The organism is Clostridium sp. UBA2485 (assembly GCF_002341865.1).
In the GTDB taxonomy this organism is placed as follows: Bacteria; Bacillota; Clostridia; order Clostridiales; family Clostridiaceae; genus Clostridium_J.
Map to the genome: position 1 here is coordinate 29,986 of NZ_DDOV01000013.1, position 18,094 is coordinate 48,079.

Genomic DNA, 18,094 nt, shown 5'->3' on the forward strand with positions numbered 1-18,094 from the left:
TGCTTCATAGTATTCTTTTTCTCCTACTTTCTCTATCTTTGAATAAAGATTATCTTCTGTATTCCTAATATGCTTGCTTAATTCCTTTATCGTTGGTGTCTTAAATAGCTCTTTTAAAGGAACTTCTTTATTTAATTCTTTATGAATTTTAGACATAAGCACAGTAGCTTTTAAAGAATGCCCTCCAAGATCAAAGAAATTGTCATTTATACCTACTTTTTCAATACCTAATACTTCACTCCATACTTTCACTAAAGTTTCTTCGATTTCATCTCTTGGAGCTTCATATTCAGTTAAAGTTATATCTAAATTTGGTTCAGGAAGTGCTCTTCTATTAAGCTTTCCATTAGCTGTTAGTGGCATCTTCTCTAATTGTACAAAGTAAGCTGGAACCATATATTCTGGTAATGTTTCCCTTAAAAAACTCTTTATGTTTAAATTCTCAAGATTTTCTTTACTTACAACATATGTACAAATATATTTTTCTCCGTCCTTGTTTTCCTTAACTAAAACTGCTGATTCTTTGATGCTTTCATGATGCAATAATCTATTTTCAATCTCACCAAGTTCTATTCTAAATCCTCTTATCTTAACTTGATTATCTATTCTTCCTAGAAATTCTATATTCCCATCAAGCAACCATCTAGCTAAATCTCCTGTTTTGTACATCTTTGCGCCAGGCTTAAATGGATTATTTACAAACTTTTCAGCTGTTAATTCTGGTCTATTTACATACCCTCTTGCTAATCCATCTCCAGATATATATAATTCCCCTACCACCCCTATTGGTATAATATTGTTATTATTTAGAACGTATAGCTCTGTATTATCTATAGGTTTTCCTATTGGTATTACTCTTCTGTCTTCATTAGCGCAATCAAAATAAGATACATCTATAGTAGCTTCCGTTGGACCATATAAATTTATAAGGCTTTTACCACTTTCAAATTCTTTGTAGAATTTTGATACTTGCTTAAAGTTTAATGCTTCTCCACTAGAAAATACCTGTCTTAAACTTGATAAGTTTATATTATTCCTGTTTTCTTCTACATAGTATAAGAAAACATCCAACATAGAAGGTACAAAATGCATTGTTGTTACTTCATACTTATCTATTGTTTCTATTATTTTCATAGGATCTTTTTCAGCATTAGGGGTAAGCATACATACCTTTGCTCCTACTAATGACCACCATAAAATCTCCCATACAGAAACATCAAAAGTGTAAGTTGTTTTTTGTAGGATAGTATCTTTTTCACCTATTGGATATTTCTTTTGCATCCAATTTAATCTATTTACTAATGATCTATGTTCAATCATTGCTCCTTTAGGTTTTCCTGTGGTTCCTGAAGTATAAATTACATATGCTAAATTACTTGATTTGCTTAACTGCTCTAGTTTACTTGAGTCATTTTTAAATAGATTTTCATCAAATAAATCAATAAATTCACCATGAAACTCTATGCTTTCTACTAAAGCATTTTTGCTTAATAATATCTTACTTTTACTATCCTTTAGCATATATTCTATTCTTTCCTTAGGATAGCCAGGATCTATTGGTAAGTAGGCTCCCCCAGCTTTTAAGATTCCCATTATTCCTACTATCATCTCTAGAGATCTTTCTACCATTACTCCTACTATTGAATCAACCTTAACACCTTTATCTCTTAGTATTCTAGCAAGACTATCTGACATTTCGTTTAACTCTTTATAAGTTAACTTCTTATCTTCAAACATTACTGCAATATTATCTGGTGTTCTTTCTACCTGAGCTTCAAATAACTCATGTATTGTCTTATCCTTTGGATAATTTACTTTTGTATCATTGAACTCATGCAGTATTTGATTTTTTTCTTCTTTAGGTAGCAAATCTATTTCTTCTATTAAAATGTTTGGATTATTCAATAAATTATCTATAATTCTTTCTAAATACATTCCTAACTTTTTAACAACACACTCATCTATTGATAAACTATTAAAATTAAACTTGAACTCAATTCCATCAAAAGTTAATATTTCTAAAGCCATGTTATAATTTGTTTGCTCTACAATTGAAAAGTCTTTTACTGACAACACATTCTCTCTATTTGCATTTAAATCTAATGGATAATTTTCAATAGTAACTATTGAATTAAAAATATCTTCATTAGCTTTTAATCCGCAATATTCTTTTATGTCAATTAATGATGTATTCTCATAAGTTCTTCTTTCATTAAGATTTTCATCTAAATCATGAACTAACTTTATTAGTGTAGTTTCACTATCTAATTTTACCCTTAATGGAATAGTATTTATGAATAGGCCTACCATTTTATCTATAGAATTTATATTTTCTGGTCTTCCTGATACTGTTGTTCCAAATAAAACCTCATTTGAATTATTAAACTTTTGAAGTAGTATTCCCCATGCACCATATAATATTGATGATAATAAAACCTTATTCTCCTTTGAAAAGTCTTTGATTTTATTTATCTTATGACTATCTATCTTATATGATATTTCTTTATGAACACCTACTTCTTTACAATTAAAGTAGTCATCTTTGCCTTCTAAATTCGCTAGATAGTTTGTCCAATATTTTCTTTCTTCATCTTTATTAATACTATTTATATACTTAATAAATTGACTAAACTTTGTTTTGTTAGTCTTTTGGGGATCTTTACTCTTATATAGACAACTATATACTTCCATAAGCTCTCTTAAAATTATTCCGTTGCTCCAACCATCATATAAAATATGATGGTTACTTATGATCATCTTATGTGTATCTTCATCTAGCTTACATAAGTAAATTCTTAAAGTTTCTCTAGTTATATCTAACTTATTGTTTAAATCTTTTAATTTAATTTCTTTTATTAAACTCTCTTTGTCTACTTCATTTGCAAAATCCATATACTTAATTGGAACTTCATGATTTTTAAGAACAACTTGTATTGACTTCTCTATTCCTTTCCATCTAAAAATTGTTCTTAGCATTTCATTATTCGCTATAACAAAATTCCATGATTTTTGTAGTAAATCTAGTTTTATGTCCCCTTTAATAGTTAGATTTAACTGTTCATGATACATGCTACTTTTATCATCACTAATATAATAAAATAGCATACCTTGTTGTAAACTAGTTAAGGACATGAAATTCTCTATATTATTTTTATCTAACTTATTATCTAGCCCCACAATATCACCTCACTACAATATTTATATTTTGCTTATCCTTCCAAACTCCATTTTTATAATCTTATCTGCAATGTTGAAATATCTATCATCATGAGTTACAGCTATTACACACTTTTCTCTTTCTTTAAGTTCTGGTAATAGAGTATCATAGAAAAACATTTTAAACTCAGGATCTTGATCTGCTGCCCATTCATCAAATAAATAGATTGGTCTATCTTCTAAATAGGCTACTAGTAGTGCTAATCTCTTCTTTTGCCCTGTTGATAATTTTGTTGTACTAAATTTTCCATCCTTTATCTCAACCTTCTTATCAAGTTGAAGTACCTCTAAATATTTTTTAATTTCTTCTTCTTTATCTCTATAGTCAATTCCATAAAGCTTATCAAATAAATAGAAATCTCCAAAAACTGTAGAGTAGTTTTCACTTAGCATCTTTTGTGTTACTTTAATATCATTTAAAGTTATCTCTCCCTTATACGATTTATAAAGTCCTGTTATCAATTTAGCTAGTGTTGATTTTCCACTGCCATTTCCACCTGTTATAAATATTATCTCTCCTGAATTAAATTCATAACTAATAGGACCTACCCTAAAGCTTCTTTCATCATTTTTATCATAGACATACTCTATTTCATTTAAATTTAAATTAATATTTCTCTTTTCGTTAACTTCTACATTATTAGAATTCTCATCTTGTGAACTAACTATTTCCTCTAATAAGCTATTGATTCTTTTTACACTTATTCTAACTTCAATAACATTTGGTATAGCATCTAATATTCCATGAACAGGCCCTGTCATATAAAGTAGTATAAAAACATAGCTTGTTACATTTACAGTTTCTAAGTTTTTTAAGATTAAAGGAAATATGATTGCTATAGTTCCAATTGCAAGTGTAAATAATAATTCTCCTATTACAAACATATTTGCAAAAGCTAATGCTGACTTTCCTCTTTTCATCCTGTATTTATCACAACTTTTTTCCATGTCTTTTTTAAATTCATTTTTCTTTTTTTCATTTAAGCTTAACTCTTTGAAGCCACCAATCAAATCATTTATAAACTTAAAAAATATATTTTGAAGATCCCTTGATTCTTCTCCAATTCTCTTGGCATATCTACCAACTAAATAATAAATACTCGCTATTAGTAACATTATGGTTATTGAGAGTAACAAAGCATAAATATTTATAAAGCCTAAGTACATAAAGCAACAAATAAGTGTTACTGCACTTGTTATTCCATTGATCAAAATGTTAGCAAACCTACTTATAGTTTCTGTATCATTATTTAGTGTAGATTCAATTCGTCCTTTTTGAATCTCTTCAAATCTTTTATATGGAGCTTTTAATATACTATTAACAACTTCCATACGTTTTGCATAAACTATTCCATTTGTTACTTCTATTAGCTTTCTTCTTACAATTTTTTGACCATAAACGTAAAGTATTATTCCAAGAATAAAATACACTAATAATTTAATTTTCATATAACTTTCACTATTTATAGCCATATTTATAGTAAAAATAATAAGAGCATTACCAAATCCACTAGCTATACTTAATATTGCTAATATTAATATAGACTTATCTCCACTTTTTTTATAAAAGCTTATAAATATTGAATATATATATATTGTCCATATACTTACACACATAAAATAAACCGCAATTTTTACAACTTTTGGTAACCATACAAAAACAAACTGCCATGATAGTCCGTGATATAAAATATAAGGAATTAAATATATTGAGTAGCTTAGCCCTAACATAAAAATTAAGGAAAAAATAAGTCTTAAAATACTTTTTACTCCTTTTTTCTTTAAAATTCTTTCTTTTTCTACTACTTCCTTTAACCCCTGAACTATGAAGAATAGTGTAGTAAGAATTATCAAGCTACAAGTAGCTATGATTAAAATAGAAATTTTGTCTGCACTTCTATTTATATCTTTTAAATCCTTATTATAAGTTTCTCCTTGTAATATCTCATTAATGCCTTGTCCTATTTTTTTAACATAATCTGAATTCATATTACAAAGCACTGCAACCCCTATCTTATCTTCTGGCTTAAACACTATAAATGAAGAGTAATTAGGATTGTTTCCTCCATGGGAAATTTCCCCCCCTGCTTTTTGATAGACAAACCATCCACTTGCATACGATGATCCATCTCCCTCTGGTGGAACTCTACGATTAGCTTCGTGTGACTGCTCAATTATTTCATTGTCAAATTTTGAATCGCTTAAAGTTCCCATCTGAATCTTAAGCCATTTTGCCATATCCTCGGAACTAGATATGATATATCCAGCTGGTTTGTTTCCTCTATATACTGGTGCTTCATAAGGCTGGGGTTTTAAAAAGTTAATTTTATATCCTTTAGCCATATGTTCATTGACAACTTCATTTTTATAAAGATAAGTATTATTGAGACCCATTGGTTTTATTACATTTTCTTCGATATAGCTTTCATAAGAATTTCCTGTTACTTTTTCAATTATTAGCCCCAAAACATCATAATTTATGGTTGCATACTGAAATTTTTTACCTGGTTCACTGTCTAATTCTATGTTAATCAGAGTTTTAACTGTCTCTTCAAGTGCATTATCCTCATTAGAAACTGGTATGTTATCTATAGTTTTAAAAGGTATTCCACTTGTTTGATATAATAATTGCTCTATTGTTATTGGGGCTTCCTTACCTTTATAATTAACCTTTAACCAAGGTATATACTTAGTTACTTCATTTTCAAGCTTAATTTGCCCGCTTTTTTGTAAATTAAGAATTCCTAATGCTGTGAAAGCTTTACTATTAGATCCAATTTCAAACAAATCTTTTGACTCAACAGCTTTTTGTGACTCTATATCTGAATATCCAAAGCCCTTACGGTAAATAGTTTTATCCTCTTTAACTATGGTGACAGAAAGTCCTGTAATCTTACCCTTATCCATATTTTCTTTTATAAATTTTTCTATTTTTAAATTTTCATCATTAGATAAATAATTTATCTCCTCAGATTCATTATTTAAGGCATATCCTTTAGGTGGCAATAAAACTATACTTAGAAAAACACTAAGTATAATCAAAAATCTACTTTGTTTTTTCATAACAATTTACTCCTTGCGTAACTTCTAATCAAACAATGAATCTAAATCTTCTTGTGAAATTTCTACATCATCAAAATCTGATGGAGTAAATTCCTTGGATTCCTTGTTAAAGCATTGATCTAGAATTAACTTCAATGTATCTATATAGCTTTCAATAAACTTTTGTACTGTTTCATCATTAAATCTGTTTCTGCTATATTCAGCAGTTATCTTTAACTTTTTATTCACTATCATAGCAGCTATATCTATTAGTGCTGTTAATGAGTTATCTTCATCACTGTTCAACCCAAATTCTATATTTGATAAGTTTATCTTTTCTTTATTTACTATATTGTCAAAGTCTCCAAGATAATTAAATCTTATATATTTATTTGCTTGTTCTTTAAATTCCTTATTTAAGAAGTTAAGAATGCCATAATTAAAGCCCTTATTAGGTATTTTTCTTAATTGCTCTTTTAGAGATTTAATATTATTTGCTCTATCTTCATGTTCTACTTTAAAATATACAGGACACATGCTTGTAAACCATCCAACGGTTCTAGATACATCAATACATTCATTTATTGCTTCCCTTCCATGCCTTTCAAGTTCAATTATTACTTCATCTTTCTTAGTTAAATCATTAATTACAAACACTAATGCAATTGTTAAAGCTTCATTAAGTTCCATATTATAAATTTCATTTGTCTTTTTTGTTAAGTCTACTAATGTTTCTTCGTCTAATTCTATGCTTAATATATTAGATGTTTTTACTCTGTCTTTTCCTTCAATATAATCTACCGGAAAGTTCACCTCTTTATTTAATATCCCTTGCCAATAGTTTTTTTCTTCACTAAAATCTTTTTTACTATAATCATTCAAAGCTTTTGCCCAATCTTTGAATGAATGAGTTTTCATAGGCAGTTTAACTTCTACTTCATCATTCATTTGCTCTATTAAGGTTATAAAATCATTTAATATTACTCTCCATGAAATTCCATCCACTATTAAATGGTGAGATGTAAATAATATAGCTTGTGTTTCCTCACCTAAATTGATTATAGTTACATTAAATAAAAGACTATTTTCTATATCAAAATTAACACCAGCTTCATCTATTAATTTTTTTATACTTCTACTCTGCTCTTCGTATGAATATTGGGATAAATCAAAATATTGAATGGCTGAAGTCTTATTTAAATGCCCATTATTGTAATATAATTTATTATTCTTTCTATCATAATTAATTCTTAATCCATCATGATATTCTGTTAATTTATCTACAGCACCTACAACTTTACTAATATCTAACTTTTCATTGTATTCCAGTAATACATATTGATTGTATACATTTTGATTCTTAAAATCTTGATTAAAAAACCACTCTATAATAGGTGTTTTCTCAATAATTCCTTCTTTTTTCTCTTGACTTATAGTCATATCAACTTTACTTTCTTCTATTGACGCAGCTATCTCTTCAATAGAATCATATGCCAATATGTCTTTTACTTTTATATCAAGTCCCACATTTTTAAGCTTTGAAGAAATTTGAATTGCTTTTATTGAATCTCCTCCAAGCTGATAGTAGTTGTCATTCATGCTTATGTTTTCTACCCCTAAAATCTCTTCCATAGCTTTAACTAACTCTTTTTCAACTAAGGTTGTATATTTAATAAACTCTTTCTTAGCTATTTCTGGTTCCGGAAGTAAATCATAGTTTACCTTTCCATTTAAGGTTAATGGTAGCTTGTCTATATACACAAAGTTGTTTGGAATCATATATTTAGGTAAGAACTTTAAAAGCTCCTGTTTTAATTCGGTATCTGATATTTCTTTTTTAGTGACTATATATGCATTTAATAATTTATTTCCTGATGAGTCTTCTTTTAACGCAACAACTACATCTTTAACAAATTCATTTTCTAGTAAATATCTCTCTATCTCACCGATTTCAATTCTGTGCCCTCTTATTTTTACTTGATTATCAATTCTCCCTACATACTCAATAGCTCCATTTTCTAAATACCTTGCAGTATCACCAGTTTTGTACATTCTTTTTCCCTTAATAAATGGATTTTCAATAAATCTCTCATTGGTTAACTCTTCTCTATTTAAATATCCTCTAGCAACTCCATCACCAGAAATATACAGCTCCCCTACAACGCTTGTTGGAACAGTATTTAGTTCATTATCTAATATATAAGTTTGCACATTATCAGCAGGGTAACCTATTGGTACAGATACTCTCTTATCTTTTTCCTCATCATATTTATATATCATACATCCAACAACTGTTTCCGTTGGCCCATATTCATTAAGTATCTCTATATTTTTGCCAAAGCTATTGTAAACATCTTTTGCTAAAGCCACCTTTAAGTCTTCTCCACCTACAACAAATCTCTTTATATTAGAGTGAGTATTATTCATATCCTTTAATAAAGTTAAATGTGCAGGTGTAAGCTTTACTACAGTTGCTCTATTTTCTCTCAATATTTTATATAGAACAAATTCTGTTTCATCACTGTCATAAATTATTATCTTATTACCAGAAATTAATGGTGTGAATATAGAAGTTATTGTTAAATCAAAAGATATTGAAGAGTATAGAGCCATAACTTCATCTTCACCTTTTAAATACATTTTGTTAGCCCACCATATATAGTTTGTAAGACCTTGATGCTCAAGCATTACACCTTTTGGTTTGCCTGTAGACCCTGATGTATAAATAATATAAACTAAATCATTTAAATTATTAGTTTTAATTAAATTATTTTTATTGTACCTATCTAAATTCAACTCTCTTATGTTAATTGTATTTACCTTAGCTTGAAGCTCCTCTACTATTTTGAAATTTGTTAGTAAAATAGTGCTTTTTGAATCTTCAAGCATATAATTTATTCTTTCTAGAGGATAGCTAGGATCAATAGGTAAATATGATGCTCCAATCTTCAGAACTCCTAAAATACTGACCATAAGTTCTATTGAATGTGTCTCCATAATTGCTACAATTGCTTTCCTATCTATTCCCTTTTCTCTTAAGTAATTTGCTAGTTGGTTTGATTTTTCATTAAGTTCTTTATATGTTAATGACTTTTCTTTAAACTTTAAAGCAATCTTATTAGGTGCTTTTATTGTTTGTTCTTCAAATAGTTCACATACTGTTTTCTTTGGATAGTAGCTAGCTGTTGAGTTTAAGTAGTATACCTTATGATTATTTTCTTCCCTATTAACAAGTTTTACTTTATTTATTGTAATATTTTCATTTGCTACTACTTGTTTAACTATATTGATCATAGATTCATACATTATTTCAATTTGTTTATCTGAATACTCCAGCGTTTTGTAATCAAAGTTTAGTGTTATTTTGCTCTCTTCCCACTCCTTAACTGTTAGTTGTAGTGAGTAACTTTGGTTTCCACAATAATGCTCCTTGACTTCTACATTCATTCCATTAATATTGCTATCATATTTTGAGTTATAGTAATTTACACACATTTTAAATAAACTATCATAGCCAATTTTCCCCAACTCTAAATCCTTAACTAAAAGATCATATGGGTATTTTTGATTTAAAAAGCAAAGCTTTAACTCCTTATTAACCAATTTTATTAAATTTTCTACTTTTAGCTCAGTATCTAGCTTAAACCTAAATGGTACTGTACTTGTAAACATACCAACCATTTCTTTTTGTACTTTACCAGCTCTATTAAATACTGGAGTTCCTATTACTAAATCCTTTTTATATGTAATTTTATTTATATATATAAGCAACACTGCTATAAAAAAAGTATTTAGAGAGCACTTTTTCTCATCAGCAAACATTTTTATTTTATTTGATAACTCATTATCAATGTTAAAGCATTGTCTTTTTCCCTCTAAACTATTAGATGTTTTATATAAAAAATCTTCAGGTGCATCTGAAAATTTATCTTTCCAGAAACTTTTGTTTTTAATAAATCTTTCTGAATTTAAATACTCTTCTTCTTCTTTTATAAAATCTAAATAAGAGAAACTTTCATCTATACTAATTTTTTCTTTGTTTATTAGCATTCCATATATTTTACATATCTGTTTTTGTATAAGAGTAATAGACCATCCATCAGATATAATATGATGAATATTTAGTAATACACCATACTCTTTCTCGCTTATTTTATATATTCCAAAATAATATAACTTATTATCTTCTATATTGAAGTTTCTTTTAAATAGCTCTTCTGACCATTTTTCTAATTCTTTTATAGGATTTTTATGGTTACTAAAATCTAAAAAATCTATATTTTCATTTTGAAATTCTTGGACATATTGAATTGGTTTATCTTCCTTCTGTGAAAACCTTAATCTTAATCCTTCATTATTATTTATTACAATATTTATAGTCTTTATCATAACTTCAACATCTATAGCTTCATCTATTTCTAAACATCCACCAATATTATGTAATGGTGAATTTATATTTATCTTATCTATATACCATATTCTTTTTTGTGGATGTGTTAATTTGCAATAAACCCTCTCATCGTTATCCATCTTCATTCCCCTTTAATATATTTTGTTACTGAGCTAATGTTTTATTTATAATATCAGTTATGATTTCACTATTAGTATTTATAAAAAAGTGCCCTCCTTCAACGTTATGAACCTTAAATTCTTTATCTCCATGATTTTTCCATGCTAGTATTTCTTCTTGAGTTATGTCATCCTCTTTTCCGCTTAAAACAGAAATATCACATTGTATTTTATCTTCTCTATTTATATATACATAATTCTCTAGCACTCTAAAATCACTTCGAAGAATTGGAATAAATAGCTCAAGCAACTCTTTATTATCTAGTAATTCCTCTGACGTTCCTCCTAAACCAATAACCTCTCTTATAAATTCTTCATCTGGAAGCAGATGTATATGCTTTTCTTGGCTTTTAATATCTGGTGATTTGTATCCTGAAAAAAATATGTGTTTAGGTATCTTAAGATCTTTACTAGCTATCTTATAATATAATTCATACGCTAAAAGACTTCCCATACTATGCCCATAAATAGCATATTCATCATGTACTATCTTATCTTTAATGATTTGAAATATATCTTCAACAGCTTCTTCTAAAGTTTCATAAAAACTTTCATTAAATCTCTTTCCTCTTGCTTTAAGCTCTATTGGTTCTAACTGTATGGAAGAGTTTAAATGTTTTTTCCATTTATAATATATAGCCTCTGCTCCTTCTGCATAAGGTAAACAAAATAACTTCATTGAACTCTCCCCCTACTTACTGCATATTAAATCTAAAATATTGATTAATTAAACTGTTCTGATCTACTATCGTTATGTTGCTAGAAATTTCTTTATTTAATGAACACACAGCTAATTTATATCCCGGCTCTATATCAAGTATCTTAAATTTATATTCTTTACACTTATTATTGCTAATCACTTTAATATTTTCATTTTGGTCTACTTGGATAGAGAATGACTTTAGCGGTATTGATAGTCCCTGTCCACAGCACTTAATATAACTCTCTTTTAAAGTCCATATTTCATAGAATTTATTTAATTGAAAATTCAAGTCTTGATTAACAATATAACCAAACTCCCCTGTTGTAAAAAAGCTTTTAGCTATCTCTTTGTACTCAATATGTTTTATCATTTCAACATCAATTCCTATAGGCTTGTTATCAATAGCACATACTACATATTCTTCAGAATGAGATATGTTGAAATTAAATTGGGGATGATCTTTCAGATATAGCTTACCATATTGATTTCTCTCAAACTTTAAACATTTATTGGTAATGTCTAACTCTTCAGCAATTATTGTTCTTATCAATACTTCTCCAATTAATGATCTAATTTTATCTTTTTTATTAATGAATTTTTCAATCTTATACTTCTTTTCTGAACCAACCATTAGGCATAACTTATATAGTTTTTCTTCACCCATATCTGAAATTTTCACAGCATAAATTTTCATAAATTACCCCACTATATACTTTTCAAAATATATTAATTTCTAATATTATGATTTACTTATAACGGTGCACGAAAAAACTCCATAGAAAACTATGGAGTTTATAACAAGATTATTTATTTATAAATTGCAGTAAACAGCAAATAAATTACATAATTTATATTATAGAAAAATAAATTAAACACTTAGTTTATATAATAAAAAAAGTTGTTTCTCTCAAAGAGATAAGCAAACTCTCAATATATTTTGTAAACATTAAGTATTATTAAAAATAATTCTCATAAGTTAAATTATGAATTTGTTTATCTATATAAAACTACATACTCTTATGATAGCAATTTATATCTTATTACAAATTCTCATAGTCCAGTAATTTACGGTTACCTGGTAGAAACACTTAAACCATATTATTAAGCATATATGAGTATTACAATATATTTTAACTAATAAAATATTCATAATATATAAATTTATTTAATTTACGGATTTATTATAGTATAATCATAAAATTATGTATATACCTGCTATATCCCAAAAAAGTTAATATATGCCTAGCATTTCCTATTTTTCATCATTTTCCTTGATTTATCTTAAATTTTAAAATATTATAATTTAAGACAAATTTTCCTCAAATTTTAAAATAATTCAATTTAATACCAAACAAAATATAAAATTATAGGATTGCTTATATCAAAAATGTTTTTTATATAAGCTATTAACTTAACTTTAGTTTGAATATTTCCCTTTGCCACTTGGCTATTATTTATATATCTTTGCGATTATTATTGTAAATATTCCTTTTAACCAAAGTTTAATTTAAAATTGTATAATATATTTAACTTAACGGGCATAATTCTCCCTCCTCTTGGGAGGGAGATGGATAGCCCTTGATGTTAATCAATAGAAGGAATGTTCTAAAATCAGTAGTATTACTAGGGAGAGCAGATTAATCAAATAAGTTTTCCCAATACCAAACTTCCGATTTCATATTTTTAGATTCTACACCTGAAATAAATTTTTCTATATCTTCTGCTGAAATGGGATTTGATTCTAATGCAACTGGTTTTTCTCTACCTCTGGACATTTCTTGTAAGTCTGCTAATATATCAACAAAAATATCTTACTTTTTCTTATCACTATCCTAACATCTCTAATTTGTATACCTTCTAAGACTGTTGATAATTTGTAGCAGCTATATTACATTCTTCGCAGATAAAAGCATAGTACATGCCTTCACCATATTCCTCAATATCAGCCCAATCAATTTGTCCTATAAATTTCATATGCTTTGAGCATTTTGAACACTTGGGATATTCTGCATCTTGTATCCAGGTGGGATGCCCTCCGATTTGTGAAAATGTAGTTTCTAAAAATTGACTTGCTGCATGATAACAGTTTCTCTTTATCCTTGACATGCGTATTGACCCTTTAGGAGTTATAGCTTCCTCATCATTTGCATCGCATAAATATTGCGGTTTAATATTTAATTTACTCCAATGTACAGCACCACTAGTATCAATATCAGTATATATAGCTCCATAGCAGTTACATACATGGCAAGTTGCTATATTCAATCTCTCACCATTTAGATTCATAAACTGAAATAGGGAGTTCGTTAGATCGAAACTAAATAGATTTACTAAATCTCCTTCACACCATTCACACTTTTTATTTTGTGTCTGTAAAAATAATATAGGTTCATCTTCAGCAGCATTTTTCTTTTCAATAGCATAACAATCTCTATAAAACAAATTTCTTCTCTCTCCACCTTCTGTTAACTCCCATCCAGCTTCTAAAGAATATTCTTCTGGTGGAACATAAAGTTTATTTCTCCATTTAGGGGTATTCTTCTTCCATTCATGAAATAAATGTACAACTCTTTCATCACCAATCCAAGCTAAAGCACTTAACATATGATTTAAGCTTAAGGTATCTGAGCCTTTACTAACTTGTTCTATCAAATAATCTCTAACATCAACTGGAGCATCTTTAAATATTACTTCAGGATAACACTCATTCTTCTTTATTAATGCTTGTAGACATTCTTCAATTTCCGTATTTGTATAACATACAATTTCCAATAATATATCCTGAGCCCTCTCTATATCTTCACTTTCAATTAGCTTTATCACATAATCCTTCATTCTTTCTATATCTTCTTTAGAAAGAGAAGTATACATTTCTTCGATACTTTTTTCATATTTCACATAGTTTTCTAATGGACTATATTTCTTAGGTGTATGCATTATTTTTAAGATTTCAACAGGATCAGTTATACCATCATACAAGTTGATATCTTTCCTATTTTTCTTGATAAACTCTTCTTCCTCTTTTCTTTTTATTTTCTGATAGCATGGCATACAATAACCACCGGTTCTATCAGCTGTTGTTTGCAAAATAGTTGCCTTACAACCTTCACTTCTACAAGATATACGCTCACTCAAAATTATTCCTCTCTTTCTATGCTATAACTAAAATAATTATATTTTTAGACTTTCAATCAAATATGATAATTTTAGGATGATTACCTTTATTCTCAAAAGATGTTTGCATTAATGCAAAAGCAAATCCCCATATTACTCTTATGTTATAACTTGCTAATGAATCAAACTTCATATCAAAACCCTTTACTATTGGAATTATTATAATACAACTTCTTGATTTCCTACAAATGTATCTATTCTTGGAACTCCATTTAAAGTGTGTTATTATTATTAAAAGACTTTTTACTAATGTAGAGCAAGTAAAATCAATTTTAAAAATCATAGGAGATTTGTATGGAAAAACTTACTTTTGTAATGGAAAATTATTTAGAAGCTATCTATGAGTTATCAGAAGAAGGCAAAGGAGTTAAAATGACACGTATAGCAGAAAAGCTTGGAGTAACTAAAGCCAGCACTAATAGCGCTATGGTAACTTTAGCTGAAAAGGGACTTGTAACCAATGAAAGATACAAGGAAATATTTTTAACTCCTTTAGGCTTAGAAATAGCTAGATCTACATCTAAAAAGCATCACATTATTAAAGATTTCTTTATAAAAATTCTAAACATAGATAGTTCTATTGCAGATGAAGATGCTTGTGCTATAGAACATGTTATTAGTTCAGATTCTGTTTACGCTATGCAAAAATTTCTTTCGGAACATGAGAATAAATAAAAAAACAACGACTTAAAATTTCTTTTGCGATTTTAAGTCGTTTTTTATTCTATTAGTAATTTCTCAGCACTCGCTGAGAAATATCCATAATTGTCCATTGTCAATCGTCAATTTTCAATTGTAAAAAGGAGTTCAACGAACTCTTTTTTATCTTTACGATACCTGACTTCTATAGAGCATAGCATAAGCTCCTCCATAACGAATCAACTCATCATGGGTTCCCGTTTCTTTAATGCCTGTTCCTTCTAGAACTACAATTTTATCTGCATTACGGATAGTTGATAATCTATGGGCAATTACTATAGTTGTTCGGTCTTTTGAAATTTCGTCTAATGCAGCTTGGATTTCTTTCTCTGTTTTTGTATCAAGAGCTGATGTAGCTTCATCCAAAATAAGAATAGGTGAATTTCTAAGAATTGCTCTAGCTATAGAAATTCTCTGTTTCTGTCCTCCAGAAAGACGTACTCCACGCTCACCTATTATGGTATCATAACCATTTTCTAAATTTTCAATAAAACCATGAGCATTGGCTGCCTTTGAAGCCTCAAGAACCTGCTCTCTAGTAGCTTCTTTCCATCCATAAACAATGTTTTCATAAATTGTTCCGTTAAATAAAAAGGTGTCCTGCAAAACCATGCTTATATTATCCCTAAGACTCTTTAAAGTTACATCTTTAATATCTATTCCATCAATTAAAATGCTTCCATTCTGAGGATCATAAAAGCGGTTTAAAAGGCTGGCTATTGTGGTTTTACCAACTCCAGTTGCCCCAACAAAAGCTACAGTTTCTCCCGGATTTACTTTTAAATTTACATTTTGCAAAACGTTTATCTCATCATTGTAGGAGAAAGAAACTTCTTTGAACTCAACTTCTCCTTTAACCTTAGGCATTTTCTTTGCATTAACTTTCTCTTTAACATCTGGAACTTCATCCATAACCTCAAAGACACGCCTGCACCCTGCAAGTGCATTACCTGACATTTCCATAAGTCTTGAAAAGCTCTTTATAGGTCCATAAAACATACCAAGATACATAGAAAATCCTACAATATCTCCAATGTTAATTTCTCCTCTTGAAACCATAAATCCACCAAATATTATAACTATAACAGAACCTAAAGCGGTGAAAAATGCAAGAAGCGGGAAAGTGGTTTCAAAAAAGAAGCTTGCCTTTAAGTATGCTTTACTATGTTTTATAGAAAGATTCTTAATCCTTTTTTCTTCTCTTTCCTGTTGATTGAATATCTGTATTTCTTTAATTCCAGAAAAATTATCTTGAACAGTACCAGAAAGTTCTCCTCTAACCATAGAATTCTGCTTCCATATAGGAGAAAGATGCTTACTCTGCCAAAGAGTAATCATAATAAGAAAAGGAATAGTAATAAGACTTAAAAAAGCCAACTTTACATTAATAGAAAATAATAATATCCCAACACCTAAAAAAGTCAATATATTAACAACAAAATCAGGAATTACGTGAGCTAAAAGAATCTCTACTTCCATAACGTCATTAATAACTCTGCTAGTTAAATCTCCTGTACGGCTTTTATTAAAATACTTAAGTCCCATATGTTGAAGCTTAGAGTAAAGCTCTGTTCTCATATCTGCAACATAATGTAAAGCTGCATGGTGGTTTAAATATCCTGAAATAGAACTTCCAGCTGATTGAAGTACAGTTGCAACTAAAAGCATCAATCCTATTCGTAAAGATTGAGCTCCAAAATCACCGCTTCCTTCTGTTGCTATACTTGTAAGTTCTCTTAGGGCCCATGGATTATAAAATCCTGCTATGGTAGAAATAATAACGGCTATTAATGCTAATATTAAATAAATCCAATATTTTCTGGCTCCCATAAAAATACGTAAGGTAGTTTTCATATGCCCACTGCCTCCTTTTCCTTCAACTCTACATCCTCATTTTTATCTACAATATCATAGGTAATACATACTGGACGATTACTCTTAGGTTCAATAACAACATCAGCATTGATATTGAAGGTTTTTCTAAGGACCTCTGGAGTCATAACTTCCTCAGGAGTTCCATGTTTTATGATAGCGCCTTTTTGAATAGCAATAATATAATCAGAAAATCTTGCAGCAAGATTTAAATCATGAAGTACCATAACAATAGTACACTGTTGATTACGGTTAAGCTCATATAAAAGCTTTAAAACTTCTAATTGGTGAGCAAGATCAAGATAAGTGGTAGGTTCATCTAATAAAATTAAATCAGTCTGCTGTGCTAGAGCCATAGCAATCCAAACCCTCTGTCTTTGCCCTCCTGATAAAGAATCAACTTCTCTTCTCTCAAACTCACTTAACTTAGTTGCATCTAAAGCCCATTTAACAATTCTTTTATCTTCCTCTGTTAGATTTCCAAAACCTTTTTGATGAGGGAAACGTCCATATGCAACTAACTCACCTACAGTAAGTCCACTTGGTGCAGTAGGAGTTTGAGGAAGTATGGCCATCTTTTTAGCTATTTCTTTTGTAGGTAATTTACTTATATCATGCCCGCTTAGATGTACTACACCCTTCTTAGGCTTTAATATACGTCCAACTGCTTTTAAAATCGTTGATTTACCGCAGCCATTTGCTCCTATAATAGAAGTTATCTTTCCCTTTGGTATCTGCATATTTAATTCCTTTACAATGAGAGCATCATCATAAGCTATATATAAATTTTTAGTTTCAATAGTTTTCATACAAACCTCC

At 28.8% G+C, this 18,094-nt stretch carries 10 protein-coding genes and 1 riboswitch; of the genes, 1 reads left to right on the forward strand and 9 read right to left on the reverse strand.

Going from position 1 to position 18,094, the window contains the following annotated elements:
- The 7 genes from B3603_RS01805 to B3603_RS01835 form a co-directional block, all read right to left on the reverse strand.
- On the reverse strand, positions 1-3,177 hold a 3,177-nt coding region (locus tag B3603_RS01805; protein ID WP_291560023.1), incomplete at its 3' end, for an amino acid adenylation domain-containing protein.
- 21 nt (positions 3,178-3,198) lie between these two features.
- On the reverse strand, positions 3,199-6,279 hold the full coding sequence (locus tag B3603_RS01810) for a cyclic peptide export ABC transporter (RefSeq protein WP_291560024.1): 3,081 nt from the start codon (positions 6,277-6,279) through the stop codon (positions 3,199-3,201).
- 24 nt (positions 6,280-6,303) lie between these two features.
- Entirely contained in the window at positions 6,304-10,788 is a 4,485-nt protein-coding gene (locus B3603_RS01815) for an amino acid adenylation domain-containing protein (protein ID WP_291560027.1), read from the reverse strand.
- A gap of 25 nt (positions 10,789-10,813) precedes the next feature.
- Positions 10,814-11,506 (reverse strand): thioesterase II family protein, encoded by a 693-nt coding sequence (locus B3603_RS01820; protein ID WP_291560029.1) that lies wholly within the window; start codon positions 11,504-11,506, stop codon positions 10,814-10,816.
- A 16-nt stretch (positions 11,507-11,522) separates the two neighbouring features.
- The gene (locus B3603_RS01825; protein ID WP_291560032.1) at positions 11,523-12,224 is read right to left on the reverse strand and encodes a 4'-phosphopantetheinyl transferase family protein; all 702 of its coding nucleotides are present in this window, start codon (positions 12,222-12,224) and stop codon (positions 11,523-11,525) included.
- Between the two features lie 339 nt (positions 12,225-12,563).
- Positions 12,564-12,665: riboswitch (purine riboswitch) on the reverse strand.
- 502 nt (positions 12,666-13,167) lie between these two features.
- The gene (locus B3603_RS01830) at positions 13,168-13,305 is read right to left on the reverse strand and encodes a hypothetical protein (protein WP_291560034.1); all 138 of its coding nucleotides are present in this window, start codon (positions 13,303-13,305) and stop codon (positions 13,168-13,170) included.
- Positions 13,306-13,387: 82 nt separating this feature from the next.
- Entirely contained in the window at positions 13,388-14,665 is a 1,278-nt protein-coding gene (locus tag B3603_RS01835) for a DUF1963 domain-containing protein (RefSeq protein WP_291560037.1), read from the reverse strand.
- A gap of 333 nt (positions 14,666-14,998) precedes the next feature.
- Between B3603_RS01835 and B3603_RS01840 the strand changes: the two genes are divergently transcribed.
- Positions 14,999-15,379 (forward strand): metal-dependent transcriptional regulator, encoded by a 381-nt coding sequence (locus B3603_RS01840; protein WP_291560039.1) that lies wholly within the window; start codon positions 14,999-15,001, stop codon positions 15,377-15,379.
- Between the two features lie 153 nt (positions 15,380-15,532).
- Here B3603_RS01840 and B3603_RS01845 read toward each other — a convergent pair whose 3' ends face one another.
- Positions 15,533-17,257, reverse strand: a complete 1,725-nt coding sequence (locus B3603_RS01845; protein WP_291560042.1) for an ABC transporter ATP-binding protein — start codon at positions 17,255-17,257, stop codon at positions 15,533-15,535.
- Positions 17,254-18,084 (reverse strand): ABC transporter ATP-binding protein, encoded by an 831-nt coding sequence (locus tag B3603_RS01850; RefSeq protein ID WP_291560043.1) that lies wholly within the window; start codon positions 18,082-18,084, stop codon positions 17,254-17,256. Before B3603_RS01850 ends, B3603_RS01845 begins: the two co-directional genes overlap by 4 nt.
- Between the last annotated feature and the right edge of the window lie 10 nt (positions 18,085-18,094).

Coding starts and splice junctions, on each gene's coding strand:
- B3603_RS01850 (WP_291560043.1), bottom strand. CDS start 18,084: ATGAAAACTATTGAAACTAAAAATTTATATATAGCTTATGATGATGCT.
- B3603_RS01825 (WP_291560032.1), bottom strand. CDS start 12,224: ATGAAAATTTATGCTGTGAAAATTTCAGATATGGGTGAAGAAAAACTA.
- B3603_RS01845 (WP_291560042.1), bottom strand. CDS start 17,257: ATGAAAACTACCTTACGTATTTTTATGGGAGCCAGAAAATATTGGATT.
- B3603_RS01830 (WP_291560034.1), bottom strand. CDS start 13,305: ATGTCCAGAGGTAGAGAAAAACCAGTTGCATTAGAATCAAATCCCATT.
- B3603_RS01815 (WP_291560027.1), bottom strand. CDS start 10,788: ATGGATAACGATGAGAGGGTTTATTGCAAATTAACACATCCACAAAAA.
- B3603_RS01810 (WP_291560024.1), bottom strand. CDS start 6,279: ATGAAAAAACAAAGTAGATTTTTGATTATACTTAGTGTTTTTCTAAGT.
- B3603_RS01840 (WP_291560039.1), top strand. CDS start 14,999: ATGGAAAAACTTACTTTTGTAATGGAAAATTATTTAGAAGCTATCTAT.
- B3603_RS01820 (WP_291560029.1), bottom strand. CDS start 11,506: ATGAAGTTATTTTGTTTACCTTATGCAGAAGGAGCAGAGGCTATATAT.